The organism is Pseudomonas sp. SDO5532_S415, from assembly GCF_054071155.1.
On the sequence record NZ_JBSVWS010000049.1, the window covers coordinates 1 to 23,399 of the forward strand.

Below are 23,399 nucleotides of genomic sequence, written 5' to 3' on the forward strand. Positions count from 1 at the left end.
GGGTTTTCGGTCGGTCACATGATATGTGTACAACACCGGTCCCTGTGGGAGCGAGCCTGCTCGCGAAGCTTTTGCTTTAGATGTTGGCGACTTTCTGCCAGACCTTCGGTTTGAAGAACAGCGTCTCACCCTTGGCCAAGCCGATCAGGCTGTCGTGATCCTTCACCACTTCGGCTTCGATCAAATCGCTCTGCCCTTCGACTTTCAGCGTCACCCGCGTGGTCGCGCCCAGCGGCCGGATATCCCGCACTTCAGCCGCATGGTGATCTTCCAGCTCATGCCGCGACAACGACACTTCGTGCGGACGGAACAGCACGTGATTGTCTTCGCCCAGATGCAGGCGGTTCGAATCACCGAGGAAGTGATAGACGAAATCGCTGGCCGGGTTTTCATAGACGTCGCCCGGCGAGCCGATCTGCTCGATCACGCCCTTGTTCATCACCACGATACGGTCGGCGACTTCCATCGCTTCTTCCTGGTCGTGAGTCACGAATACCGAGGTCAGGTTGATATCTTCGTGCAGGCGGGCCAGCCAGCGGCGCAGCTCCTTGCGGACCTTGGCATCGAGGGCGCCGAAGGGTTCGTCGAGCAGCAGCACTTTCGGCTCCACCGCCAGGGCGCGGGCCAGGGCGATACGCTGGCGCTGGCCACCGGAAAGTTGTTCCGGGTAGCGATCCGACAGCCAGTCCAGCTGCACCATGTTCAGCAATTCGTGGACCTTGGTCGCGATCTGGCTTTCGGTCGGGCGCTGGTTCTTCGGCTTCATCCGCAGGCCGAACGCGACGTTGTCGAACACCGTCATGTGACGGAACAAGGCGTAGTGCTGGAACACGAAACCGACGTTGCGATCACGCACATCGTGGCCGGACACGTCTTCGCCGTGGAACACGATGTTGCCCTGATCCGGGGTTTCCAGGCCGGCGATGATCCGCAACAGGGTGGTCTTGCCACAGCCGGACGGCCCCAGCAGCGCCACCAGCTCACCGCTTTGAATGTCCAGGCTGATGTCATTGAGCGCCTTGAACGCATTGAAATTCTTGCTGACGTTACGCACTTCGATCGACATGAATTCATTCCTCCGCGGCGCTGGCGCGCAGGCGGTTAATACGGTTTTCGCTCCACTGCTTGAGCAGCAGGATGAAGAGCGCCAGGATCAGCAACAGGCTCGCAACGGCGAACGCGGCCACGTGGTTGTATTCGTTGTAGAGGATCTCGACGTGCAACGGCAAGGTGTTGGTTACCCCGCGAATGTGCCCGGAAACCACCGATACCGCACCGAACTCACCCATGGCCCGCGCGGTGCACAACACCACGCCGTAGATCAGGCCCCATTTGATGTTGGGCACGGTGACATGCCAGAACATCTGCCAGCCATTGGCCCCCAGCAGGCGCGCGGCCTCTTCTTCCTGGGTGCCCTGCTCCTGCATCAGCGGGATCAGCTCCCGAGCCACGAACGGCACGGTAACGAAGATCGTCGCCAGGACGATGCCCGGCAAGGCGAAGACGATCTGGATATCGTGATCCTGCAACCACGGCCCGAAGAGGCCCTGGGCACCGAACATCAGCACATAGACCAGACCGGCGATTACCGGCGATACCGAAAACGGCAGGTCGATCAGGGTCACCAGCATGCTTTTGCCGCGGAAGGAGTATTTGCTCACGCACCAGGCAGCGCTGACGCCGAACACCAGGTTCAGCGGCACCGAAATCAGCACGGCGATCACCGTGAGTTTCAAGGCCGACAAGGCGTCCGGCTCAAAGATCGCGGTGAAAAACGCACCCAGCCCGTTCTTCAAACCCTGGGACACCACGATAAACAGCGGCAGCAGCAGGAACAGCGCAAAAATCAGCCAGCCAAGGCCGATCAGGATGCGTCGCGCCGAGGCGCTGCCACGGCGGGCGGCGTTGGCCGAGGAAGCGGCAGCAATAGACGATTGGGACATGTTCTGCGCCTCCTTATGGGGTTTCGATGCGCCGCTGCAGCAAGTTGATCAGCAGCAACAGGATGAAAGAAACCACCAGCATCAATACACCAATGGAGGTAGCGCCGGTGTAATCGTACTGGTCTAGCTTGACCATGATCAGCAGCGGCAGGATCTCGGTTTTCATCGGCATGTTGCCGGCGATGAAAATCACCGAACCGTACTCGCCGACCCCACGGGCAAAAGCCAGGGCAAAACCCGTCAACCAGGCTGGCAACAGCGCCGGTACCAGGATATGGCGGAAAACCTGCAAGGGTTTCGCACCCAGGCACGCCGCCGCTTCTTCCACTTCCCGTGGAATATCAGCCAATACTGGCTGTACGGTACGTACTACGAATGGAAGTGTTACAAAAGTGAGGGCAAGGGTGATGCCCAGGGGGGTGTAGGCGATCTTGAAACCCAGGTCCGCTGCAAACTGACCGACCAGACCGGTGGGGGTATACAGCGCGGTCAGCGCGATACCGGCCACGGCGGTGGGCAATGCGAAAGGCAAGTCGATCATTGCATCGATGACTTTGCGTCCAGGGAAGGTATAGCGCACCAGCACCCACGCCAGCAGCGTGCCGATGATGCCGTTGATGATCGCGGCATACAGCGCGGTGCCGAAGCTCAGCTTCAACGCCGCCAGCACCCGTGGCGCCGAGATGATTGCCCAGAACTGATCCCAGGTGAGTTGAGCGGCATGCACGAACATCGCCGCCAGTGGTATGAGCACAATCAGGCTGAGGTACACCAAGGTGTAGCCCAGCGTCAGCCCGAAGCCGGGTATGACGGGGGAGATACGACGCGACATAAAAGTCCTTGGTTAAAAATTTGTTCTGCCAAGTGCCATCATGTGAGAGCGAGCCTGCTCGCGAAGGGGGAGTACCAGTCAACATCCCTGTCGCCTGAAATACCGCCTTCGCGAGCAGGCTCGCTCCCACACGCTATACCTTAGCCAATTGACATCAGGATTACTGCGCCTGGTAGATCTGGTCGAATACGCCGCCGTCGTTAAAGAATTTCGGCTGCGCGGTTTTCCAGCCGCCGAAGTCTTTGTCGATGGTCACCAGATCCAGTTTCGGGAACTGCCGGGCGTACTTGGCGGCGACATCCTTGTCACGTGGACGATAGAAGTTTTTCGCCGCGATTTCCTGGCCCGCCGGGCTGTAAAGGTGCTTGAGGTACGCTTCGGCGATCTCGGTGTTGCCCTTTTTCTCGGCGTTCTTGTCGACCACGGCCACCGGTGGTTCGGCGAGGATCGACAGCGAAGGCACGACGATGTCGAACTTGTCGGCGCCGCCATCTTCTTTCAGCGCCAGAAATGCTTCGTTTTCCCAGGCCAGCAGCACGTCGCCCTGACCGTTGTTGACGAAGGTGATGGTCGAACCGCGAGCACCGGTGTCCAGCACAGGCACATGCTTGAACAGGGTTTGCACGTATTCCTTGGCCTTGGCTTCGTCACCGCCGTTGGCTTTGAGGCCATAGGCCCAGGCTGCGAGGAAGTTCCAGCGTGCCCCGCCGGAGGTTTTCGGGTTCGGGGTGATCACCGAGACATCGTTTTTGACCAGATCGCCCCAGTCCTTGATGCCTTTGGGGTTGCCCTTGCGCACCAGGAACACGATGGTCGAGGTGTAAGGCGTGCTCGCTTCCGGCAAGCGTTTTTGCCAATCGGCCGGCAGCGATTTGCCGAGCTTGGCGATTTCGTCGATATCACCGGCCAGGGCCAGGGTCACCACGTCGGCACGCAGGCCATCGATCACCGCACGCCCCTGCTTGCCCGAACCACCGTGGGATTGCTGGATTTTCACGGTGTCGCCGGGATTGCTTTTCTTCCAGAAATTGACGAATTCAGCGTTGTAATCCTGGTACAGCTCACGAGTCGGGTCGTATGACACGTTGAGCAGCTCGTAATCCTTGGCAACCGCGGTACCGGCAAACAGGGCACTGGCCAGGGCGGCCAAAGCGAAATGGCGAATCGACGACATGGTGAAAGCTCCTGGAATTCTTGAGTGTTGGCTTTTCTTATGGAGGTGCTGGAATGGGGTTGCCGGTTACGCGGTTTCGCTTCAGCTCGGTTTGTTGCCCGGCTGCTGCAAGCGGAATTTTTCCTTGCGCTCGATCTGAACCACCTGGGCGTTATGGACGGTGATTTCCACAGCGCCGAAACGCAGGTCGCGCAGGGCGCTCTGGATTTCACGCAGAATGGTTGCTTCGTCCTGGCCGTCAACGCTACGTAGAGATGCGCTCATGGTGCTGCTCCTTCGACTGAGAGGTTGCCTGGCAGTGGCGGCACTGCTTGCGGCGTGGAACCAATAGTAGAGAGGCACGGATATTCTTAAAAAGACTATTTAAGAATGTTTATATAACCATAAGACATTATTTGACGGGACAAGGGTTTGCGGGGAATTAGCTCACTCTTTAAGCCAATAGATATCCCTGTGGCGAGGGAGCTTGCTCCCGCTCGAGTGCGAAGCGCTCGCTATTGGGGCGGCTGCGCCACCCAACGGGAGCAAGCTCCCTCGCCACAAAAAGCAGATCAAGCACTCAAGGATTTACCGGCGCATGCAGCCAATCCAGCTGCCCGGCCGGCACCGGCCGCCCAAACCAGTACCCCTGCCCCAGATCACTGCCGTGCTTGAGCAGGAACGCCGCCTGCTCAAGCTGCTCGATCCCCTCCGCATGCACCTGCATTCCCATGCTCTGCGCCAGGGCGATGATCACCCGCACGATGGCGGCGTCGTCTTCGTCCCACGGCAACCCGGCGACAAAACCCTGATCGATCTTGAGCTTCTGCACCGGCAAGCGCTTGAGCCGTAGCAGTGATGAATAGCCCGTGCCGAAATCGTCGATGGCCAGCCGCACTCCCAACTCACGCAGGCGATGCATCTGCTCCAGCGCGACTTCCGGGTCCTCCATCACCGCGCTTTCCGTGACTTCCAACTCCAGGCAGGCCGGGTCCAGCCCGGTTTCGTGCAGCACTTGCGCCACTTGCTGGTACAGGTCGTGGCGGGCAAACAGCCGCGAAGACACATTCACCGCAACAAACGACAACACCACGCCGGCCTGCTGCCAGAGGCACATTTGCCGGCAGGCCTGCTGCATCACCCAAGCGTCGATTTCGGCGATCAGACCAGTCCGCTCGGCGACGGGAATGAATTCTGCCGGCGACACCAAACCGCGTTGTGGATGCTCCCAACGCACAAGCGCTTCGACGCCGATCAACCGACCGGTCCGAAGGTCGTGAACCGGTTGGTAAAAAACGCGCAATTGCTGCTGATCCAGCGCACGGCGCAATTCGAAGGCTGTCTCGACCCGCTGCCGTGCATGGACGGTCAACTCTTCGGTGTAGAGTGCATAGCCATTGCGGCCAGCGCTTTTGGCCTTGAACAGCGCCGAATCGGCATTGCGCAACAATTGTTCGGCGCTCAAGGCATCGCCGGGGAACAGGCTGATACCGATGCTGGTGTTGATAAACAGCGGATGCCCTTCAATCGGGAACGGCTCCTTGAGGCCATCAATGATTCGCTCGGCCAGCGCCGCCGCCTGCACCAAGTGCGGGCAGCTTTCGGCCAGCACGGCGAACTCGTCGCCTCCCAGCCGAGCCAGGGTAATGCCGGCTCCGAACATGGCCCTCAAGCGCTCAGCCACCGCCTTTAACAACTGGTCACCCATGGTGTGCCCAAGGCTGTCGTTGATCATCTTGAAATGATCCAGATCGATCAACAGCAATGCGCAACCGCGCTTGTGAATCTGCGCCGAAGCCAAGGCCTGCCCGGCACGGTCGGTGAACAGCAGGCGGTTGGGCAAGTCAGTCAGCGGATCGTGGTGTGCCAGGTGCATCAGTTCGTGCTCGGACTTCTTGATCGCGCTGATGTCGGAAAACACCGCAACATAGTGGCTGCGCCGCCCCAATTCATCATGAATGACGCGGATGGTTTGCCATTGCGGGTAGATGTCGCCGCTTTTGCGTCGGTTCCAGATCTCGCCGCTCCACTCACCGGCGCTATCGAGCGACGCGAACATCGCCTGGTAGAAATCTGCCGGATGACGGCCGGATTTGAACAGACTGGGGCGCTGCCCCATGACTTCTTCGGTTTGATAGCCGGTAATCTCCATGAAGGCGCGGTTGACGTGCACGATCAATCCGTCACGGTTGGTCACCAGCACGCCTTCGCGGGTGCAATCAAATACGGCCGCCGCTTGCTGCAAACGCTCACGGTCTTCGCTGCGCTCGCGCAATTGGGCGCCAATACCCGGACAACGCAGTCGTCGCGTTCGGGCAACGAAGATCAACCCGCCGCTGATCGCTACCCAGACATAACCGTTGATCAGTTGCCATCGCACCAGCTCAACCGAGCTATCGAAGAAACTGTTCAATAAATAGCCACTCAGCTGTAGCCAGACCACGGAAAGCAACAGGTAAAGCAGCGCTGCGCGCACGGCATCGCGATAGCTGGCAGACATAAGACTGTCCATGTCCCTACAAAAAAGCCGGGATTATAAGTTAAAGACACATCCAGCCACTCTTATCTGAAAGGGCGACTGGTTTTCTCTGTGGGCTTGGTGATAATGCAACGGCTGTTTTTTCTTTATCGAGGGCCCTACAGGCTATGTGGTACGAAGGTTTTCTCGGCTTGTCGCCCTGGTCACTGGTGGCAGTCACCTTACTGATGACCCACGTGACGATCGTCGCCGTCACGGTCTATCTGCACCGCTATTCAGCCCACCGCTCTTTGGAGCTGAATGCCGGCCTGAAACATTTCTTTCGCTTCTGGCTGTGGCTGACCACGGCACAGAACACCCGTGAGTGGACGGCCATTCACCGCAAGCATCACGCCAAATGCGAAACCGTCGATGACCCGCACAGCCCGGTCATCAAGGGCTTGTCCACGGTTCTGCGCAAAGGTGCCGAGCTGTACCGCGCCGAAGCGGAAAACCCCGAGACCTTGCGCATCTACGGCAAAAACTGCCCCGAAGACTGGATCGAGCGCAACCTCTACAGCCGCTACCCGCTGCTGGGTGTGGCGATCATGGGCGTCATCGACCTGCTGCTGTTCGGTACCATCGGCATCACCATCTGGGCCATCCAGATGATGTGGATTCCGGTCTGGGCCGCAGGCGTAGTGAACGGCCTGGGCCATGCCATCGGCTACCGCAACTTCGAGTGCCGCGATGCGGCGACCAATCTGGTGCCCTGGGGCATCCTGATCGGCGGTGAAGAACTGCATAACAACCATCACACCTACCCTAACTCGGCCAAACTGTCGGTGAAGAAGTGGGAATTCGATCTGGGCTGGGCCTGGATTCAAGTGTTCAGCTTCCTGCGCCTGGCCAAGGTTCAGCGCGTCGCGCCGATTGCCCACCGTGTCGAAGGCAAGGGCAACCTGGACATGGACACTGCCATGGCCATCCTCAACAATCGCTTCCAGATCATGGCCCAGTACCGCAAATTGGTGATCGGTCCGCTGGTCAAGCAAGAGCTGGCCAAGGTCGATCATTCGGTCCGCCACCAGTTCCGTCGCGCCAAGCGTCTGCTGTCGCGGGAAACCAGCCTGCTGGATGACAAACACCACGTACGCATCCAGAACATGCTCGAGCACAGCCAGGCACTGAAGGTAATTTACGAAAAACGCCTGGCCTTGCAGCAGATCTGGGTCAAGACCAGCTCAAATGGTCATGACATGCTGGCCGCCATTAAGGATTGGGTACACGAAGCAGAAGCCAGCGGGATTCAATCCCTGCGCGACTTCGCCGATCAGCTCAAAACCTATTCCCTGCGCCCTGCTGCCTGACGGTGCATAGGCTGTAAAACTGTGGGAGCGAGCCTGCTCGCTCCCACAGTGGTTTGAGACCTTGTTGTAAATACGTCACCCATACCGCCCGGCGGGAGCAAGCTCCCTCGCCACCGAAAGCGGGAACTTCACCTCAAATCGCCCCTCTCAAAGACACTTCGCCATCCAGGCGGGCTTCGTGTTGGCCGCTGTCGAACCTGCGGCACGCCCTTTGAGATTTGTGCCGATGGTCATCAAGAACCTGAAAGACCCTTCTCCACCGCAGTGGCCCGAGGCCGCGCAAACACTTATGGCGCTGATGCACGCCCAAGGTGAAGTGGCGCGCCTGAGCGAACGCGAACAGCTGTTCAGCACCTTGCTGGTGAGCGTCAACGCAGTGCTTTGGGCATTCAACTGGGACACCCGTCAGGTGCTGTACGTCAGCCCCGCCTACGAACGGATCTTCGGCCGCCCCGCCGATCGGCTGCTGGCCGACTACAACCAATGGCGCGACGCCATTTATCCAGACGATCTGGAGTACGCCGAGAGCAGCTTCGCGGACGTGCTGGAAAAAGGCGCCGTCGAAGACCGCGAGTACCGGATCATCGACGCCGACGGCGAGGTCCGCTGGCTCAGCGACAAATGCTTTATCAACCGTCAGGCCGAGCCCGGTCAGCCGGTGATCATTGTCGGCATCGCCGAAGACATCACCGACAAGAAGCTGATGGAAACCGAACTGCAACGCCTGGCCACCACCGATGCCCTGACCCAGAGCAGCAACCGCCGACATTTCTTCGAAGGTGCGCACGAGGAGTTCGAACTGGCACGGCAACGAGGCACACCGCTGTCGTTCCTGATGCTGGACATCGATGACTTCAAGGTGATCAACGACACCTACGGTCACCAGGAAGGTGACAACGTGCTTCAACACATCGCTGACAGCGGTCGCGCGGCATTGCGTCGTGGCGATCTGTTCGGGCGCATTGGTGGCGAAGAATTCGCGGCCGTGTTCCCCGGTTGCACACCGGACATGGCCCTGCAAGTGGCCGAACGGCTGCAACGGGAGATCCAGCGTTTGAGCTTCGACCATGACGGCCAGACATTCGGCATCACCGTCAGCCAGGGGCTGACCAGCCTCACGGCCAAGGATGAAAACATCGAAAGCCTGTTTGCCCGGGCGGATGCGGCGATGTATCAGGCCAAGCGCGATGGGAAGAATCGGATCGTCACGGGCTGACAGGCTAAACACAAACCCACTGTGGGAGCGAGCCTGCTCGCGAAGAGGGACTGACATCCAACCTACATGTTGGCTGATAGGCCGCTTTCGCGGGCAAGCCCGCTCCCACAGCGATTAGCGTGAAACCTATTTTTTGCGCATCCGTATCAACTCCGGCAGCCCGATCTTGAGCAGCCGCGCCGTCCGGCTTTTAGCGAGCTCCTCGATGCCCTCATGCTCGGTCAGGCGCGCCAGTTGCGCCGCCATGTTCATCACCAGCGCTTCACGGGAGTAAACCCCGCCACCGAGCTGGTAGGCCGCCGCAATCAGCTGTCGCAACTCCAGCGGCAAGCGCCAGCGGGTGCGCAACGCCGAACCGTAGGCCGCGCCGAATTCGGCCAGCGCTTCGCCCACTTCCCCCTGATCGTCCAGTTCGCCACCGGCCTGCTTCCATTCCTGCAGGCAACGCAACAACGCCAGGTCGCCAAGGCGATGCAGCATGCCGGCGCAATAGCAGCGCGCCTGGTCCAGATCCAGCAAGCGCGCCAGGGTTCGCGCGTATTCGGCAGTGTGCAGCGACAGGTCCCAATAGCGCTCGGCATAGTCCGCCAGGTACGGATCACTGAGCCGCGCACTGCGCTTGAGGGCCAGGCCAAGAATCAGGTTCATGCTCTGACCGGTGCCCAGTCGGTGCATCGCCTGGGACAGGGTTTGCACCGCGGCGCCATGGTGCTGGGCGGCGCTGTTGGCGGCGGCGATCAGTACGGCGGTGACCTGGGGATCGGTACGGATTTCATCTTCCAGCTTCGACAGATCGAGGCCGTTGGGATTGAGGCTGCGTTTGACCGCCAACTGCACGTCGGTCATCAGCGGCGCACCTTCCGCCCGTTCACGGCGTCGTTCCAGATACACCGACAAGGTCATGCCGTGCGCCAGCGATGGCACCTCGCAGGTGACTTCCTCACCGGCATCGAGCAGCAAATCCTGCAAGCGATGAGTCAGGCTTTCCATGTTCAGGGGTTTGGTCAGATAGGCAGCAGGTGCCAGCGGCAAGGCTTCGCGCACGCTGGCGCTGTCGTTGCGACTGCTCATCAGAATGAAGGGCAGCGGCGGATTGCGTTTGCGCTGGCGGACACTGCGCAACACATTCAGACCATCGACACCGGGCAATTCCCAGTCGACGATCACCAGGTCGTAAGGATTGGTCGCCAGCCACTCCAGCGCCTGCTGGCCGTCGGCACACAAATCCAGTCGCGCATCGCAGCGCACGTTCAGCAGCACTTCCTTGAGCAGATCCCGGGACCAAGGGTCGGCCTCGGCAATCAACACTCTGGGAACGGCGGGTAAATTAACGACAGTCATACAGCTCTCCCTGGCAATACCTAAACCTTAGCGAATGCTGGCCCTTCGATACAGCGCGAATGCGCGGGGAGTATTACGACCGGCATAAAAAAACCCGCCGAAGCGGGTTTTTTGTCGATCAGGTCACACTTGGCGATCAGAGCTCGGAGAAGCACTCTTCGATGATTGCCAGACCTTTGTCCAGTTGCTCGTCCGGCGAAGTCAGCGGTACCAGGACGCGCAGAACGTTGCCGTAGGTGCCGCAGGACAGCAGGATCAGACCCTTGTCGCGAGCCTTGGCCACCACGGACGCTACCGCTGCAGCGTTCGGCTTGTGGCTGTCGCCGTTCTCGAACAGCTCGACCGCGATCATCGCGCCCAGGGCACGGACTTCGCCGATCACCGGGTACTTGGCCTGGATGGCTTTCAGGCCAGTGACCAGACGCTCGCCAACAGCCTTGCAGCGGTCCAGCAGGTGCTCTTCCTCGAACACTTCCATCACGGCCAGGGCCGCGGCGCAAGCGATAGGGCTACCGGCGTAGGTGCCGCCCAGGCCGCCTGGAGCGATGGCGTCCATGTATTCGGCCTTGCCGCACACACCGGCCAGCGGGAAGCCGCCAGCGATGGATTTGGCGAAAGTGGTCAGGTCGGCAGCAACGCCCATCTGTTCCATGGCGAAGAAGGTGCCGGTACGGCCAGCGCCAGTCTGTACTTCGTCAGCGATCAACAGGATGCCGTGCTGGTCGCACAGGGCGCGCAGACGCTTCATGAATTCTTTAGGCGCAACGTAGAAACCACCTTCGCCCTGAACCGGCTCGATGATGATCGCGGCGATGTCTTTCGGCTCGGCGTCGTTCTTGAAGATGCGTTCGATGCTGGCGATCGAATCGTCGATGCTCACGCCGTGCAGTTCGTTCGGGTATAGCGCGCGGAAGATGCCGCCTGGCATCAAGCCCATGCCGGCCGAGTAAGGCACGACTTTACCGGTCAGGCCCAGGGTCATCATGGTGCGACCGTGGTAAGCGCCGGTGAAGGCGATCACACCGGCACGGCCAGTGGCGGCACGGGCGATCTTGATGGAGTTTTCAACGGCTTCGGAACCGGTGGTCACCAGCAGGGTTTTCTTGGCGAAATCACCTGGCACCTTGGCGTTGATTTTTTCGCACACTTCTACGTACGGTTCGTAGGCCAGTACCTGGAAGCATGTGTGGGTCAGCTTGTTCAGCTGCTCGGTCACGGCGGCGATGACTTTCGGGTGTACGTGGCCGGTGTTCAGCACGGCGATACCGCCGGCGAAATCGATGAACTCGCGACCTTCAACGTCGGTCACGGTAGCGTTCTTCGCGGAGTCGGCGAAGATCGGGTGAATCTGGCCAACACCACGTGGAACTGCAGCGGTACGGCGGGCCATCAAATCAGCGTTAGTCTTGCTCATACATTCCTCATTCACCGCTCATCGGGCGGCGTGGTTCAAGGATTAAGCGGCGGGGAACAACAGCGGCAGCATGCGATGATCGACTGCCACAGCGTTCCCGGCCACCGAGAAAATTTCGTTTGAAGCACGCAAAGGGACAGCGCTCTCGTGCCCTTTGCGTTTGAAGCGATGCCTTTTTCCGGGCTTAGATGCCCAGGCAGAGGTATTTGATTTCCAGGTAATCTTCGATGCCGTACTTGGAACCTTCACGGCCCAGGCCCGAGGCCTTGATGCCGCCGAACGGCGCGACTTCGTTGGAGATCAGACCGGTGTTGACGCCGACCATGCCGTATTCCAGGGCTTCAGCCACACGGAACACGCGACCCAGGTCGCGAGCATAGAAGTACGAGGCCAGACCGAACTCGGTGTCGTTGGACATCGCGATCACGTCGGCTTCGTCTTTGAAACGGAACAGTGGCGCCAATGGACCGAAGGTTTCTTCCTTGGCCACGGCAGCGTTATTCGGCACGTTGGTCAGGATGGTCGGCTCGAAGAAGTTGCCTTCCATCGGCTTGCCACCGGCCAGGACGGTCGCGCCTTTGCTCAAGGCGTCGGCGATGTGCTCTTGCACCTTGGCCACGGCTTTTTCGTCGATCAGCGGGCCAGTGGTGGTGCCAGCTTCCAGACCGTTGCCGATCTTCAGCTTGGCGACGGCCACTTTCAGCTTCTCGGCGAATGCATCGTAGACACCGTCCTGAATGTACAGGCGGTTGGCGCAGACGCAGGTCTGGCCGTTGTTGCGGTATTTGGAAATGATCGCGCCTTCGACGGCCTTATCCAGGTCCGCGTCGTCGAACACGATGAACGGCGCGTTGCCGCCCAGTTCCAGGGACACTTTCTTGATGTCCTTGGCGCATTCCGACATCAGCTGGCGACCGATTTCGGTCGAACCGGTGAAGGACAGTTTGCGCACGATCGGGTTGCTGGTCAGCTCGCTGCCGATGTCGCCGGCGCTGCCGGAAACAACGCTGAACACACCGGCAGGAATGCCGGCACGCTGGGCCAGTTCAGCCAGGGCGAACGCCGAGAATGGGGTTTGCGAGGCAGGCTTGAGCACCATGGTGCAACCGGCGGCCAGGGCCGGGCCGGCCTTACGGGTGATCATCGCGGCCGGGAAGTTCCACGGGGTGATGGCAGCGGTCACGCCGATCGGCTGCTTGATCACGATCAGGCGCTTGTCTGGCTGGTGGCCCGGGATCACATCACCGTAGATGCGCTTGGCTTCTTCGGCGAACCACTCGATGAAAGAAGCGGCGTAAACGATTTCACCCTTGGCTTCAGCCAATGGCTTGCCTTGTTCCAGGGTCATCAGGCGAGCCAGGTCGTCCTGGTTCTCGATGATCAGCTCGAACCAGCGACGCAGCTTGGTCGCACGCTCTTTGGCGGTCAGTGCACGCCAGGCCGGCAGCGCCTTGTCAGCGGCTTCGATGGCACGGCGGGTTTCGGCAGCGCCCATTTTCGGCACAGTGCCCAGAATTTCGCCCGTTGCCGGGTTGTTGACCTTGATCGTCTGACCACTGTCCGCATCGACCCACGCGCCATCGATGAAGGCTTGCTGGCGGAACAACTGGGTGTCTTTAAGCTGCATGTCGGCTTTCCTTAACAGCACCGCGGCACGCGCGGAGCAAATTATGATTGTAGAAAGGCGCCTCAATAGGCTGCCGTCAGGGAAATCATTCACCGGGCTGAAGCACAAAATAGCGCACGGATTGGACTCGTGCGGTTCAGCACCCAGACAAGAGCGTTTGAAATCTCAAACGAATCCTAGGATCAAAGGGGGTAAAGGACAATAGGCCGTTCGAAAAAAAGAACGAAAACGCCGCATTTGCCTGTTTTTTCTGATCAACGTAGCAAACGCAGGTTACGCTTGTGAAAACAGCAAGCGATTCAGCAGCATGGACGCCCGCCATGCATATGAGTATCATGGCGCCCGCTTGCACCAGTAGCTCAGCTGGATAGAGTACTGCCCTCCGAAGGCAGGGGTCGTGGGTTCGAATCCCGCCTGGTGCGCCATAGATAGAAACGAGAAAGCCTCAGGCCTGTAGGGTCTGGGGCTTTTTTGTATTTCACAAAAAAACCGCCAAAGCGGTTTTTTGTCATTCCGTCGTCCAATCAAACTCGTCGTACTCATCATCCTCGTCGTCCTCGAACACGTCCTCTTCAAGAACGTCTTCTTCCTCAACGTCACCCTCTTCCGGCTGATTCAGCAGAAAATCCTTACGACTCTCGGTAATCGCGCGCCGAAGTTCTTCGCCCTTTTCCGGGCAGTTGAGCATTTGGGCGATGCGGTCGATTTTTTTTGCCACGGCTTCCTCCAACCCCATCGGCGATGGCTTGATAGTGCGCGCTTTCGGGCGCGGATGCCAAATCGCCGGGGTTGGTAAGGCTCAGTTTTTTTGCAGTGCCTTGAGTCGGGTGGTGAGGTTTTCGTTGGGGAAGCGCTTGTGCAGGTCTGCCAGCAGTTTGTCTGCCGCTTGGGTCTGTCCGGTTTTTTGCAGGCGCAGGACTTCACGCAGTTGTTCATCCAGTGATTTCACCGGTGCCGCTGCGCGCTTGCTGACTTTGGCTTCGTCAGCCATTTCGGCGCTGAAGGATTCACGCTGTGCAGGAGCGGCCAATTCGGCCATGGGCGCTGCGGGTGCGGGCATCGCGCCCGCCGGGGCAGATAACGCACGGACAGTCGCTGGCGGTGCTGATTCGGCTTCCTGTTTGGCAACCGGCGCGGAGGCCTCGGGCGCAGGTGCGAAGTCGTAGCTTGGCACTTGCTCCGGAGTGCGTTGTACCAGCGTCAGCATCAGGGCGACGCCGACGAGGCTGGCGAATGCGACTTGCCAGCGGGGTTGTAGGCAGGCGCGAACCCAGCGTTGCCACAGGCTTGGCTTCGGTGTCGGGGTCTCACGCTGCGCGGCCGCCAGGATGAAAGCATCGAGGTGGGCAGGTGGTTCGCCGCTTCCATGCTTTCGGTAGTGTTCAACGACCTGTTCTTGCGGTGTCGGGCGGGCGTCAGTCATGTCAGTACCTCCTCGGCCAGCAGCCGACGCAGTTTTTGCTGGGCGTAGCGCAAGCGGCTCTTGACCGTTTCCAGCGGTGTTTCGGTGAGGGTGGCGATCTGCGGCAGATCGAGATCGCTGTAGGCGCGTAGCAGGAACACTTCGCGTTGGTCGGCGGGCAACATTTGCAGGGCGGCTTCCAGGCGCTGGTTGTCGCGGCTGAGGCTCAGCAGTTGCTCGGGATCGGATACGCCGTCGGATATCGCGTGAATCTGCTCGTCGTAACTGTCGTGCAGCGGTTGGTGGACTCCGTTTTTTCGCCAGTGATCGATCAAGCGATTGCGAGCGATCTGGTACAGCCAGGTACGAAAAGTCGCTCGGCCTTGTGGCTGACTGCCGCTGCGGATCAGGCTCAGCCAGGTTTCCTGATACACCTCCTCTGCCCGTTCCGCGCTGCCACTGAGTCCCAGCAGAAACCGGTATAACCCCTGACGATGGCGCGCGTACAGAATCTCGAACGCCGCGCTGTCGCCTTGGCGATAACGGGCCAGCAGCGATTCGTCGCTGCTGGCCTCAACGCTGTCTGCAGGTGCGAACAGCTGGCTGATGAACCCCTTGAGTCGGCTCACTATTCAATCCGTCGGTCAGTGGCGGTTGGATTCGACGCTGTAGTGGTGTGCAGGCTCTGCGCCAGCTCCACCAATTGCACGAACTCGCTGCGCAGGCCGAAGCGGTCATCGCCCCGGGCACCACGGGCCAGCGCTTCGGTATCCTTGAGGCTGAACTCGCCGGTGTAGCGGCCGTCCTTGAGTTGTTGGGAAAACGCGGCGACGGCAGCGGCAAATCGAAGATCGTCACTGGCTGGTTTCGCGCTATCCGCGATGGGGCGCTCGATCAGGCGACTATTCCCACCTTCCGGCAGCTGATATCGCACACGCAGCATCGCCAATTCCCCGTTCTTGTCGGAAACCACAGCGCTCGCTTTACCGTAGCGCAACGGCTCCAACCAGCCCTTCTCGCCCGTGGGGACAATTTCGTACAACGCCGTCACCGTATGCCCTGCCCCGATTTCACCGGCATCGACCTTGTCGTTACTGAAATCCTCACGCTTCAACGCGCGGTTTTCATAGCCCAGCAGGCGATATTCACTGACCTGCGCCGGATTGAATTCCACTTGCAGCTTCACGTTTTTCGCCACCACGGCGAGGGTCGAGCCGAGTTGATCCACCAGCACCTTGCGCGCTTCGCGCAGGTTGTCGATGTAGGCATAGTTGCCATCGCCGGCATCAGCCAGTTGTTCCATCAGCTGTTCATTGTAGTTATCCACACCAAAACCGAGGGTGGTCAGGGATACGCCGGTCTTGCGTTTATCCACAGCCATTTGCTTGAGGCTGTCGAAGTCGCTGATGCCGACATTGAAGTCACCGTCAGTGGCCAGTAGCACGCGGTTGATGCCCTTGGGGATAAACGCCTGTTGCGCCATTTGGTAGGCCAGCTCGATGCCCGAAGCTCCGGCGGTGGAGCCGCCGGCGGTCAATTGGTCGATGGCGGTACGAATCTTCGCTTTGTCGCGTCCGGAAGTGGGCTCGAGCACCACGCGGGATTCGCCGGCGTAAACCACCAGCGACACTCGATCCTGCTCGCGCAGTTGATCGACCAGCAATTTCAGCGTGCTTTTGACCAGCGGCAAGCCCTCGCGGCGGTCCATCGAGCCGGACACGTCCACCAGAAATACCAGGTTCGCCGGGGCCAATTGCGCCACCGCCCGGTCCGACGCCTTGATGCCGATGCGCAGCAAACGGGTATGCGGGTTCCACGGTGACGCCGCCAGTTCGGTGGTGACGCCGAAAGGCGAGCCATCGGTGGGCAAGGCGTAGTCGTAAGGGAAGTAATTGACCATCTCCTCCAGCCGCACCGCCCCTTCCGGTGGCAGGCGTCCCTGGTTGAGCAAACGACGAACGTTGGCGTAGGCGCCGGTGTCGACATCGGCGCTGAAGGTCGAGACCGGCGCCTCGGTGACGCTGTGGATCGGGTTGTCGGCCAAAGCCTGGTATTGCTCGCGCTGTTCGTCGCGATAGCCCTGTGGGTAAGTGTCTTGTGGATAAGCCTCACCGGCAGGCAACGGCGCGAAACCGGCCATGGGTGCCGCGCGTACGCTGCGCTTGGCCACCGCGGCATCCGCCATGACGGTTTCGTGTTGCACCAAGGCTTCGGTTTTCAGTTCAGCCTTTACCGGTGGCGGCACCACCGCAGACTCGGGTTTCGAAGAAACGCCGCAACCGGCAATCGCCAGCAACAACCCGGCGGCAAAACCCTGGGTGGCCGGGCGGAGAAAATGCAGAGGGAGGGACTGCAGAGAAGGGAGCATGGGGCTGACCTCAGGAGGAAATTGATCCATTCATCCTCTGAGACGGACAGCCCAAATGATTCGGGTTAACCCATGCGAAAAAAATCTTCAGCGGTGATAACGCCGCACCACGCTGCTGTTTCTCAACACATGGCCTTTGATTTTTTCCAGGAACTGCGCACGGGTCAGGCCGGCGGGCAAGGCATCCGGGGCCAGGTCCAGGGCGTAGAGCTGGATGATGTAATGGTGCGCGCTGTCGCCCACTGGCGGGCATGGCCCGACATAGCCCGTGGTGCCTTTGCTGTTCGTGCCGCCCACGCCTTCCAGCGCGGATTTGGCACCGACACCCGCCGGGATCTGGTGGGTGGTGGCCTTGATGCCGTAATGAACCCAATGATCGATTCCCTGCCCTTTCTGGCCATCCGGGTCGTGCATGACGATGGCATAGCTGAGCGTGCCGGCCGGACCGGCGTTCCAGTTCAGCGCCGGCGAAACATTGTGCCCGCCGCAACCCTGGGCATCGCTGGCGGCGGCCGAGGTGAACAAACGGTCATCCGATACACCCGGGATGTTCAGGGTAAAACGTTCCTGAGCCGCCTGCGCCGGAAATTGCACGCAAAGGGCGACTGCTACGGCTGCCAGCCAAGGGTTCAGTGAGGTCAATCGGGTCATTCCAGAGCACCATAAGCGGATGGGGCCGTCGTCGGCGTGCAAACTATAGCCGGACCGTTCGCGCCTTGGCACCGGGATTTGGCTGAACCTCAAATTTGGGGCCAGACTCTTAAATGAAACGCTTGCCTGGAGAGCGATCATGATCCTGCATCGCGTCGCCCGTTTCGCAGATATTCCTGAAAATCGTGGTCTTGAAGTCAAGATCGAGGACAGCAAAATCCTGCTGTTGAAGGTCGGCGACCAGTTGCGCGCCTATCAAGGCGAATGCCCTCATGCCGGAGCGCCGCTGGCCGAAGGTGCGCTTGGCAACGGACGCCTGACCTGTCCGTGGCACAAGGCGCAGTTTCGCATCGAGGACGGCGGGTTGTGCGAACCACCAGCCCTCGACAGCCTCAAGCGCTACCCGCTCGAAGTGCGTGACGGCGAGGTCTGGGTGGGCGATCAGCCGTTGGTGGATGCCCACACGCCACCGGCCGATGACGAGCGGACCTTTGTGATTGTCGGTGCCGGCGCTGCAGGCACGGCGGCGGCAGCGGCGCTGCGGGAAAAAGGCTTCGGTGGCCGGGTGCTGTTGATCGACCGCGAAAACGCTGCCGGTTACGACCGTACGGTTTTGAGCAAATTCGTGATTTCCGGAGAGACACCGCCGGACGACGTCCCAACCCTGCGCGATGAAGCGTTTTATAAAGAGCAACGCATTGAGCGGATCAATGCGGATGTAGTGAGCCTGGATTCCACCCACCGAACACTGCGACTCAGCGATAACCAATCGCTCGATTATGACGCCGCACTGCTGGCAACCGGCGGCACACCAAAGACGCTGGAACTGCCCGGTGCCGACCTGCCGCAAGTGTTTGTTTTACGCTCAAGGGACCATGCACAGCGGATTCTGAAAAGCGCCAAACCCGGTCAGCGGGCGGTGATCATCGGCGATAGCTTCATCGCCATGGAGTCCGCTTCGTCCCTGCGCCAATATGGCCTCGACGTCACTGTCCTGGCCCGTCAGCCGGTACCTTTCGCCAAACAGTTCGGAGAAACCGTCGGCAAGGCGATTCTTGCCCTGCATCAAGCCAATGGCGTGGTGTTTAGTACCGAGGGCGAAGCCACGCAGATCGAAGGCGTGAACAAGGTTGATGCCGTGCGCCTGGACAATGGCCAACGGTTACCGGCGGACCTGGTGCTGGTGGGCATTGGCGTGAGCCCGGCGACCGGGGCGTTTACCGATTTGCCGAAGGAAAAGGACCACTCGCTGTGCGTCGACGGCGGCATGCGCGTGACCGATGGACTTTGGGCGGCTGGTGATATCGTCACCTTCCCGCTCAACGGGCAGCGGGTACGGATCGAACACTGGCGCCTGGCTCAACAACAGGCACGCATCGCCGCCGCGAACATGCTCGGGGGCGATGAGCATTACCTCGACGTACCGTACTTCTGGACCTGGCACTTCGGAAAAAACTACGACTACCTCGGCCACGTCGAAGCGTGGGACGAAGTCGAATTCAAGGGTGATCCGTTCAATCCACCCTTTATCGGGCTGTTCGGCAAAAACGGCGTGGTGATGGCAGCCGTGGCCTGCGATGAAGAGCGGACCATGGCGATGCTCGCCGAGCGGATGAAGCAGCCGTTGTCAGTGGATGAGGGGTGGCGGTTGATTCGTGACCTGAACTGAAGACTCACTCAACCGCGGGCAACACATTTGTGGCGAGGGGATTTATCCCCGTTGGACGGCGTAGCAGTCCCATTTTTGGGGCCGCTTCGCAGCCCAACGGGGATAAATCCCCTCGCCACAGGTTTGTTTTCAATCTGATGCGGAGCAATTACTGGACTTCGCCAGCGCCACCAAACTTGCTCATCAAGAAACCGACAAATTCTTCGAGGGTCATTTTCTGGCCGTTGAAATCCACCTGATTGTTGGTGTAGTGCAGCTTGGTGACGATGTTGTTGCCTTCCAGTTTCGCCAACTGCGAACCGACGGCCATGCTGCTGAACATGTCGGCCGTGGCGGTGGCCTGATCGGCGATCAACTTGGCGTCGGTCTGACCATCGATTTGCGACTGCACGGTGAGCACGTCAACGATCATCGGCTTGGACACTTGCAGATTGAAATCCAGCAACGCGATCAACTGCTGGACCAGTTGATCGGCCGGCAGGTCGATCGCTTGTGGCTTGGTCAAGTCGAGCACCAGGTTGGCGCGGCTTTCGCCATTGGCAGTGTTGAACGACAGGTTCTCCAAAGCTACCTGCGGACCGGCCGCGAGCAATTGCTCCAGATGGGTCTTGAGCTGAGTCTCTTCGGCTTCGGTCAGCTGAAGCTCCGGCGCCGGTTGACCCGCCTCGGTCGCCTCGGCGACAGCCTCCTCGTACGGCTGCAGTTTGGTCTGGTAGATCTGCATCAACGCCATGGTGGAAGGAATGTCGAGGTTCTTCAGGCTCAGGGCCATCTGCGCAGAACCGACAGCCTTGCCGTTGAGGGACACCTCACCAATCTTGTAATCGGCACGCCCGGAGGCGTTGGTCCCCGATTCCGAGGTCTGGTTCTTCATTTCGAATTTTTTGAAGCCCAGCACCGACTGTTTCGGGCCAAAGGTGGTTTGGCTGTTGCTCAGCTCGACCGTGTTTTCACCGGTGTAGTAACCGTAGGTACTTTTGCTCAGGTTGCTGGCCAGGGTCAGGCCACTCAACTCCACCTGCACCGGTGTCTGGTCTTCGGCGACAGTGGTCAGCTTCAGGCTGTCCATGTAGCCGTCGGCCTTGACCTTCTGCGCCTGGGCACTGGCCGCGACGTCGACTTTCAGGCCGGAGAACTTCATGCTGGATTTGTCGTCCAGTGCTGTTTCCAGCGGCAGCAATTCAAGCGTGCCGTTGGTGGAATTGTCGTAGCCGATGTTGACCACGCCTTTGAGTGGCGACGCATCCTTGGTAGCGGCGAACCATTTTTCCGTGAGCGGCGTTTTTGCAAGTGTGTAATGACTGGTGGCCATGACCGGCAACCACTTGAGCGAGACCAGGCGCGAGAATGGCAGCGGGCCGTGTTCGAGGCGATCGACGAACAGCAACTCGACCGGTGCCTCGCCGAACATTTCGCCTTCAGCCTTGAGGCGATAGTGCGCGGTGCTGCTGAATACGTGGCGCTCCAGCGACACCAGCTCCACCGACGCCGTGCCCTTGTGCCCCACCAGCGCGGCCTGCAATTGCTGGTTGGCGTCCGCCAGGGAGGTGTTCAGTACACTTTCGATCTTGGTGCCGGTGTACCACGCACCGCCGACGCTGATTGCGCCGATGGCGACAACGATTCCCAGAAGCACGCCTGCAGATTTATTCATGAATGACCCGATCAATGTCCGTTGTTGAAGGTGTGGTCGTCTTCCCTGAACCCATGACGGGTTGCGGTCACGACTGCGCTTGAAGTGGGGAGCAGATTAGCATCAGGCGCAGGGGGCGGCCCAATGATTAAAGGTGAAAGAGTGTCATAGGCGGGTAAAGATTCTGGTGTTCATGCGATCGCCTTCGCGAGCAGGCTCGCTCCCACATTAGATCTCCAGTGTTTGAGATATTTTGGTCAGGCAAAAAAATGCCCCGCACTTTGGCGGGGCATTTTAATTTCTGCCTATCGACGCTTACAGCCCGTCAAGCATCGCCTTGTTCCGCACTGCACCCTTGTCGGCACTGGTCGCCAGCAGCGCGTAGGCTTTCAGGGCAGTGGTCACTTTACGTGGACGCACTTCCACCGGCTTCCAGCCTTTCTTGTCCTGCTCGACGCGGCGCGCAGCCAGTTCTTCGTCGCTGACCAACAGGTTGATCGAGCGGTTCGGAATGTCGATCAGCACTTTGTCGCCGTCCTGCACCAGGCCAATCGCGCCACCGGCTGCGGCTTCAGGCGAAGCGTGGCCGATGGACAGGCCCGAGGTGCCGCCGGAGAAACGACCGTCGGTGAGCAGGGCACAGGCTTTGCCCAGGCCCTTGGATTTCAGGTAGGAGGTCGGGTAGAGCATTTCCTGCATGCCCGGGCCGCCTTTCGGACCTTCGTAGCGAATGATGACGATGTCACCTTCCTTCACTTCGTCGGCGAGGATCCCGCGCACGGCGCTGTCCTGGCTTTCGAAGATCTTGGCGTTGCCTTCGAACACGTGGATCGACTCGTCGACGCCAGCGGTTTTCACCACGCAACCGTCCAGCGCGATGTTGCCGTACAGCACGGCCAGGCCGCCCTCTTTCGAATAGGCGTGCTCGACACTGCGGATGCAGCCGTTTTCACGGTCGTCGTCCAGGGTTTCCCAACGGGTCGACTGGCTGAACGCGGTTTGCGTCGGGATGCCCGCAGGGCCGGCCTTGAAGAAGTGATGCACCGCTTCGTCGTCGGTCTGGGTGATGTCCCACTTGGCGATGGCTTCTTCCATGCTGCGGCTGTGCACGGTCGGCAACTGCGTGTGCAGCAGGCCGCCACGGGCCAGGGAGCCGAGGATGCTGAAGATCCCGCCGGCACGGTGCACGTCTTCCATGTGGTACTTCTGGATGTTCGGCGCGACCTTGCACAGTTGCGGCACGTTGCGCGAAAGGCGGTCGATGTCGCGCAGGTCGAAATCGATCTCGGCTTCCTGGGCGGCGGCCAGCAAGTGCAGGATGGTGTTGGTGGAACCGCCCATGGCGATGTCCAGGGTCATGGCGTTTTCGAAGGCCTGGAAGTTGGCGATGTTGCGCGGCAGCACCGACTGATCGTTCTCGCCGTAGTAACGCTTGCACAGCTCGACGATGGTGCGACCGGCCTGCAGGAACAGCTGCTCACGGTCGCTGTGGGTGGCCAGGGTCGAACCGTTGCCCGGCAAGGCCAGGCCCAGGGCTTCGACCAGGCAGTTCATCGAGTTGGCGGTGAACATGCCGGAACACGAACCGCAGGTCGGGCAGGCGCTGCGCTCGTACTCGGCAACCTTCTCGTCAGAAGCGCTGGAGTCGGCGGCGATCACCATGGCGTCAACCAGATCCAGACCGTGGCTGGCCAGTTTGGTCTTGCCGGCTTCCATCGGGCCGCCGGATACGAAGATCACCGGGATGTTCAGGCGCAGGGCAGCCATCAGCATGCCCGGGGTGATCTTGTCGCAGTTGGAGATGCAGACAATGGCGTCGGCGCAATGGGCGTTGACCATGTACTCGACGGAGTCGGCGATGATCTCGCGGCTCGGCAGCGAATAGAGCATGCCGTCATGGCCCATGGCGATGCCGTCATCGACCGCGATGGTGTTGAATTCTTTTGCCACACCGCCGGCGCGTTCGATCTCGCGGGCGACCAGTTGACCCAGGTCCTTGAGGTGGACGTGGCCCGGTACGAACTGGGTGAAGGAGTTGGCAATGGCGATGATCGGCTTTTTGAAGTCGTCATCTTTCATCCCCGTCGCGCGCCACAGTGCGCGGGCGCCGGCCATGTTGCGGCCATGGGTGGATGTTTTCGAGCGGTAATCAGGCATGAAGCACTCCGGGCGGCTAATCAGGTATCAAAAGGGAAGTGAGCTTCTATTGACGTCTGGATCACCCGGAAATGGCCGTGTGTCCGGAAGCTGCCGATAACTTTGCGGGATCGCCGCGCGCTTCAGCTTGAGCTCATAAACCCGCCGGGGGATGACTGGCGATGA

The 23,399-nt window shown here is 60.0% G+C and carries 19 protein-coding genes and 1 tRNA gene; 4 read left to right on the plus strand and 16 right to left on the minus strand.

Translation table 11 applies throughout. The annotated features are described in order from the left end of the window. Positions 1-76 precede the first annotated feature (76 nt). From ACW9HW_RS13740 to dibA, 6 genes are all read right to left on the minus strand, one after another. Positions 77-1,066 (minus strand): sulfate/molybdate ABC transporter ATP-binding protein, encoded by a 990-nt coding sequence (locus ACW9HW_RS13740; RefSeq protein ID WP_095192423.1) that lies wholly within the window; start codon positions 1,064-1,066, stop codon positions 77-79. A 4-nt stretch (positions 1,067-1,070) separates the two neighbouring features. Then, positions 1,071-1,943 (minus strand): sulfate ABC transporter permease subunit CysW, encoded by an 873-nt coding sequence (cysW, locus tag ACW9HW_RS13745; RefSeq protein ID WP_095192424.1) that lies wholly within the window; start codon positions 1,941-1,943, stop codon positions 1,071-1,073. A 13-nt stretch (positions 1,944-1,956) separates the two neighbouring features. Then, complete coding sequence (gene cysT, locus ACW9HW_RS13750) at positions 1,957-2,775, minus strand: sulfate ABC transporter permease subunit CysT (RefSeq protein WP_053160682.1); 819 nt, start codon at positions 2,773-2,775, stop codon at positions 1,957-1,959. A gap of 160 nt (positions 2,776-2,935) precedes the next feature. Further along, positions 2,936-3,949 carry a sulfate ABC transporter substrate-binding protein gene (locus ACW9HW_RS13755; RefSeq protein ID WP_095192425.1) on the minus strand — a complete coding sequence of 338 codons (1,014 nt, stop codon included), beginning with the start codon at positions 3,947-3,949 and terminating at the stop codon, positions 2,936-2,938. An 81-nt stretch (positions 3,950-4,030) separates the two neighbouring features. Next, positions 4,031-4,213: a sulfur starvation response protein OscA gene (gene oscA / locus ACW9HW_RS13760; RefSeq protein ID WP_022643503.1), complete on the minus strand. Its 183-nt coding sequence runs from the start codon at positions 4,211-4,213 to the stop codon at positions 4,031-4,033. A 295-nt stretch (positions 4,214-4,508) separates the two neighbouring features. After that, complete coding sequence (gene dibA, locus ACW9HW_RS13765; protein ID WP_457400326.1) at positions 4,509-6,428, minus strand: phosphodiesterase DibA; 1,920 nt, start codon at positions 6,426-6,428, stop codon at positions 4,509-4,511. A 146-nt stretch (positions 6,429-6,574) separates the two neighbouring features. Here dibA and desA point away from each other — a divergent pair, with 146 nt between their 5' ends. Together desA and ACW9HW_RS13775 are read left to right on the plus strand one after the other, a co-directional pair. Further along, positions 6,575-7,756, plus strand: coding sequence for a delta-9 fatty acid desaturase DesA (desA, locus tag ACW9HW_RS13770; RefSeq protein ID WP_095192427.1), 1,182 nt, complete (start codon positions 6,575-6,577; stop codon positions 7,754-7,756). Between the two features lie 226 nt (positions 7,757-7,982). Further along, positions 7,983-8,972, plus strand: coding sequence for a GGDEF domain-containing protein (locus ACW9HW_RS13775; protein WP_457400345.1), 990 nt, complete (start codon positions 7,983-7,985; stop codon positions 8,970-8,972). A 126-nt stretch (positions 8,973-9,098) separates the two neighbouring features. Here ACW9HW_RS13775 and ACW9HW_RS13780 read toward each other — a convergent pair whose 3' ends face one another. The 3 genes from ACW9HW_RS13780 to gabD form a co-directional block, all read right to left on the minus strand. Further along, the gene (locus ACW9HW_RS13780) at positions 9,099-10,313 is read right to left on the minus strand and encodes an HDOD domain-containing protein (protein WP_457400328.1); all 1,215 of its coding nucleotides are present in this window, start codon (positions 10,311-10,313) and stop codon (positions 9,099-9,101) included. A 136-nt stretch (positions 10,314-10,449) separates the two neighbouring features. After that, positions 10,450-11,727 carry a 4-aminobutyrate--2-oxoglutarate transaminase gene (gabT, locus tag ACW9HW_RS13785; protein ID WP_095192430.1) on the minus strand — a complete coding sequence of 426 codons (1,278 nt, stop codon included), beginning with the start codon at positions 11,725-11,727 and terminating at the stop codon, positions 10,450-10,452. A 184-nt stretch (positions 11,728-11,911) separates the two neighbouring features. After that, positions 11,912-13,354: an NADP-dependent succinate-semialdehyde dehydrogenase gene (gabD, locus tag ACW9HW_RS13790; protein WP_095192431.1), complete on the minus strand. Its 1,443-nt coding sequence runs from the start codon at positions 13,352-13,354 to the stop codon at positions 11,912-11,914. A 348-nt stretch (positions 13,355-13,702) separates the two neighbouring features. Here gabD and ACW9HW_RS13795 point away from each other — a divergent pair. Then, a tRNA-Arg gene (locus tag ACW9HW_RS13795) sits at positions 13,703-13,779 on the plus strand. An 83-nt stretch (positions 13,780-13,862) separates the two neighbouring features. On the opposite strand, the gene ACW9HW_RS13800 is transcribed toward ACW9HW_RS13795, so the two are convergent. From ACW9HW_RS13800 to ACW9HW_RS13820, 5 genes are all read right to left on the minus strand, one after another. Further along, a complete protein-coding gene (locus tag ACW9HW_RS13800; RefSeq protein ID WP_457400330.1) occupies positions 13,863-14,072 on the minus strand; it encodes a hypothetical protein in 210 nt (69 codons plus the stop codon). 81 nt (positions 14,073-14,153) lie between these two features. Beyond that, entirely contained in the window at positions 14,154-14,777 is a 624-nt protein-coding gene (locus tag ACW9HW_RS13805) for a hypothetical protein (protein WP_095192432.1), read from the minus strand. Next, positions 14,774-15,355: an RNA polymerase sigma factor gene (locus ACW9HW_RS13810; protein WP_457400346.1), complete on the minus strand. Its 582-nt coding sequence runs from the start codon at positions 15,353-15,355 to the stop codon at positions 14,774-14,776. The genes ACW9HW_RS13805 and ACW9HW_RS13810 overlap by 4 nt, the downstream gene beginning before the upstream one ends. 29 nt (positions 15,356-15,384) lie before the next feature. Next, positions 15,385-17,124, minus strand: coding sequence for a vWA domain-containing protein (locus tag ACW9HW_RS13815; protein ID WP_457400332.1), 1,740 nt, complete (start codon positions 17,122-17,124; stop codon positions 15,385-15,387). Positions 17,125-17,211: 87 nt separating this feature from the next. Next, complete coding sequence (locus ACW9HW_RS13820) at positions 17,212-17,775, minus strand: YbhB/YbcL family Raf kinase inhibitor-like protein (protein ID WP_457400334.1); 564 nt, start codon at positions 17,773-17,775, stop codon at positions 17,212-17,214. A gap of 139 nt (positions 17,776-17,914) precedes the next feature. On the opposite strand from ACW9HW_RS13820, the gene ACW9HW_RS13825 reads away from it, so the two are divergent. Next, a complete protein-coding gene (locus ACW9HW_RS13825; protein ID WP_457400335.1) occupies positions 17,915-19,444 on the plus strand; it encodes an FAD-dependent oxidoreductase in 1,530 nt (509 codons plus the stop codon). Between the two features lie 148 nt (positions 19,445-19,592). On the opposite strand, the gene ACW9HW_RS13830 is transcribed toward ACW9HW_RS13825, so the two are convergent. Together ACW9HW_RS13830 and ilvD are read right to left on the minus strand one after the other, a co-directional pair. Further along, entirely contained in the window at positions 19,593-21,098 is a 1,506-nt protein-coding gene (locus tag ACW9HW_RS13830; protein ID WP_457400336.1) for a YdgA family protein, read from the minus strand. Positions 21,099-21,392: 294 nt separating this feature from the next. Continuing rightward, positions 21,393-23,234, minus strand: coding sequence for a dihydroxy-acid dehydratase (ilvD, locus tag ACW9HW_RS13835; RefSeq protein ID WP_095196341.1), 1,842 nt, complete (start codon positions 23,232-23,234; stop codon positions 21,393-21,395). Positions 23,235-23,399 lie beyond the last annotated feature (165 nt).

Coding starts and splice junctions, on each gene's coding strand:
- ACW9HW_RS13815 (WP_457400332.1), bottom strand. CDS start 17,124: ATGCTCCCTTCTCTGCAGTCCCTCCCTCTGCATTTTCTCCGCCCGGCC.
- ACW9HW_RS13775 (WP_457400345.1), top strand. CDS start 7,983: ATGGTCATCAAGAACCTGAAAGACCCTTCTCCACCGCAGTGGCCCGAG.
- gabT (WP_095192430.1), bottom strand. CDS start 11,727: ATGAGCAAGACTAACGCTGATTTGATGGCCCGCCGTACCGCTGCAGTT.
- ACW9HW_RS13780 (WP_457400328.1), bottom strand. CDS start 10,313: ATGACTGTCGTTAATTTACCCGCCGTTCCCAGAGTGTTGATTGCCGAG.
- oscA (WP_022643503.1), bottom strand. CDS start 4,213: ATGAGCGCATCTCTACGTAGCGTTGACGGCCAGGACGAAGCAACCATT.
- ACW9HW_RS13830 (WP_457400336.1), bottom strand. CDS start 21,098: ATGAATAAATCTGCAGGCGTGCTTCTGGGAATCGTTGTCGCCATCGGC.
- ACW9HW_RS13825 (WP_457400335.1), top strand. CDS start 17,915: ATGATCCTGCATCGCGTCGCCCGTTTCGCAGATATTCCTGAAAATCGT.
- cysW (WP_095192424.1), bottom strand. CDS start 1,943: ATGTCCCAATCGTCTATTGCTGCCGCTTCCTCGGCCAACGCCGCCCGC.
- desA (WP_095192427.1), top strand. CDS start 6,575: ATGTGGTACGAAGGTTTTCTCGGCTTGTCGCCCTGGTCACTGGTGGCA.
- cysT (WP_053160682.1), bottom strand. CDS start 2,775: ATGTCGCGTCGTATCTCCCCCGTCATACCCGGCTTCGGGCTGACGCTG.
- dibA (WP_457400326.1), bottom strand. CDS start 6,428: ATGTCTGCCAGCTATCGCGATGCCGTGCGCGCAGCGCTGCTTTACCTG.
- ACW9HW_RS13805 (WP_095192432.1), bottom strand. CDS start 14,777: ATGACTGACGCCCGCCCGACACCGCAAGAACAGGTCGTTGAACACTAC.
- ACW9HW_RS13820 (WP_457400334.1), bottom strand. CDS start 17,775: ATGACCCGATTGACCTCACTGAACCCTTGGCTGGCAGCCGTAGCAGTC.
- ilvD (WP_095196341.1), bottom strand. CDS start 23,234: ATGCCTGATTACCGCTCGAAAACATCCACCCATGGCCGCAACATGGCC.
- ACW9HW_RS13755 (WP_095192425.1), bottom strand. CDS start 3,949: ATGTCGTCGATTCGCCATTTCGCTTTGGCCGCCCTGGCCAGTGCCCTG.
- gabD (WP_095192431.1), bottom strand. CDS start 13,354: ATGCAGCTTAAAGACACCCAGTTGTTCCGCCAGCAAGCCTTCATCGAT.
- ACW9HW_RS13740 (WP_095192423.1), bottom strand. CDS start 1,066: ATGTCGATCGAAGTGCGTAACGTCAGCAAGAATTTCAATGCGTTCAAG.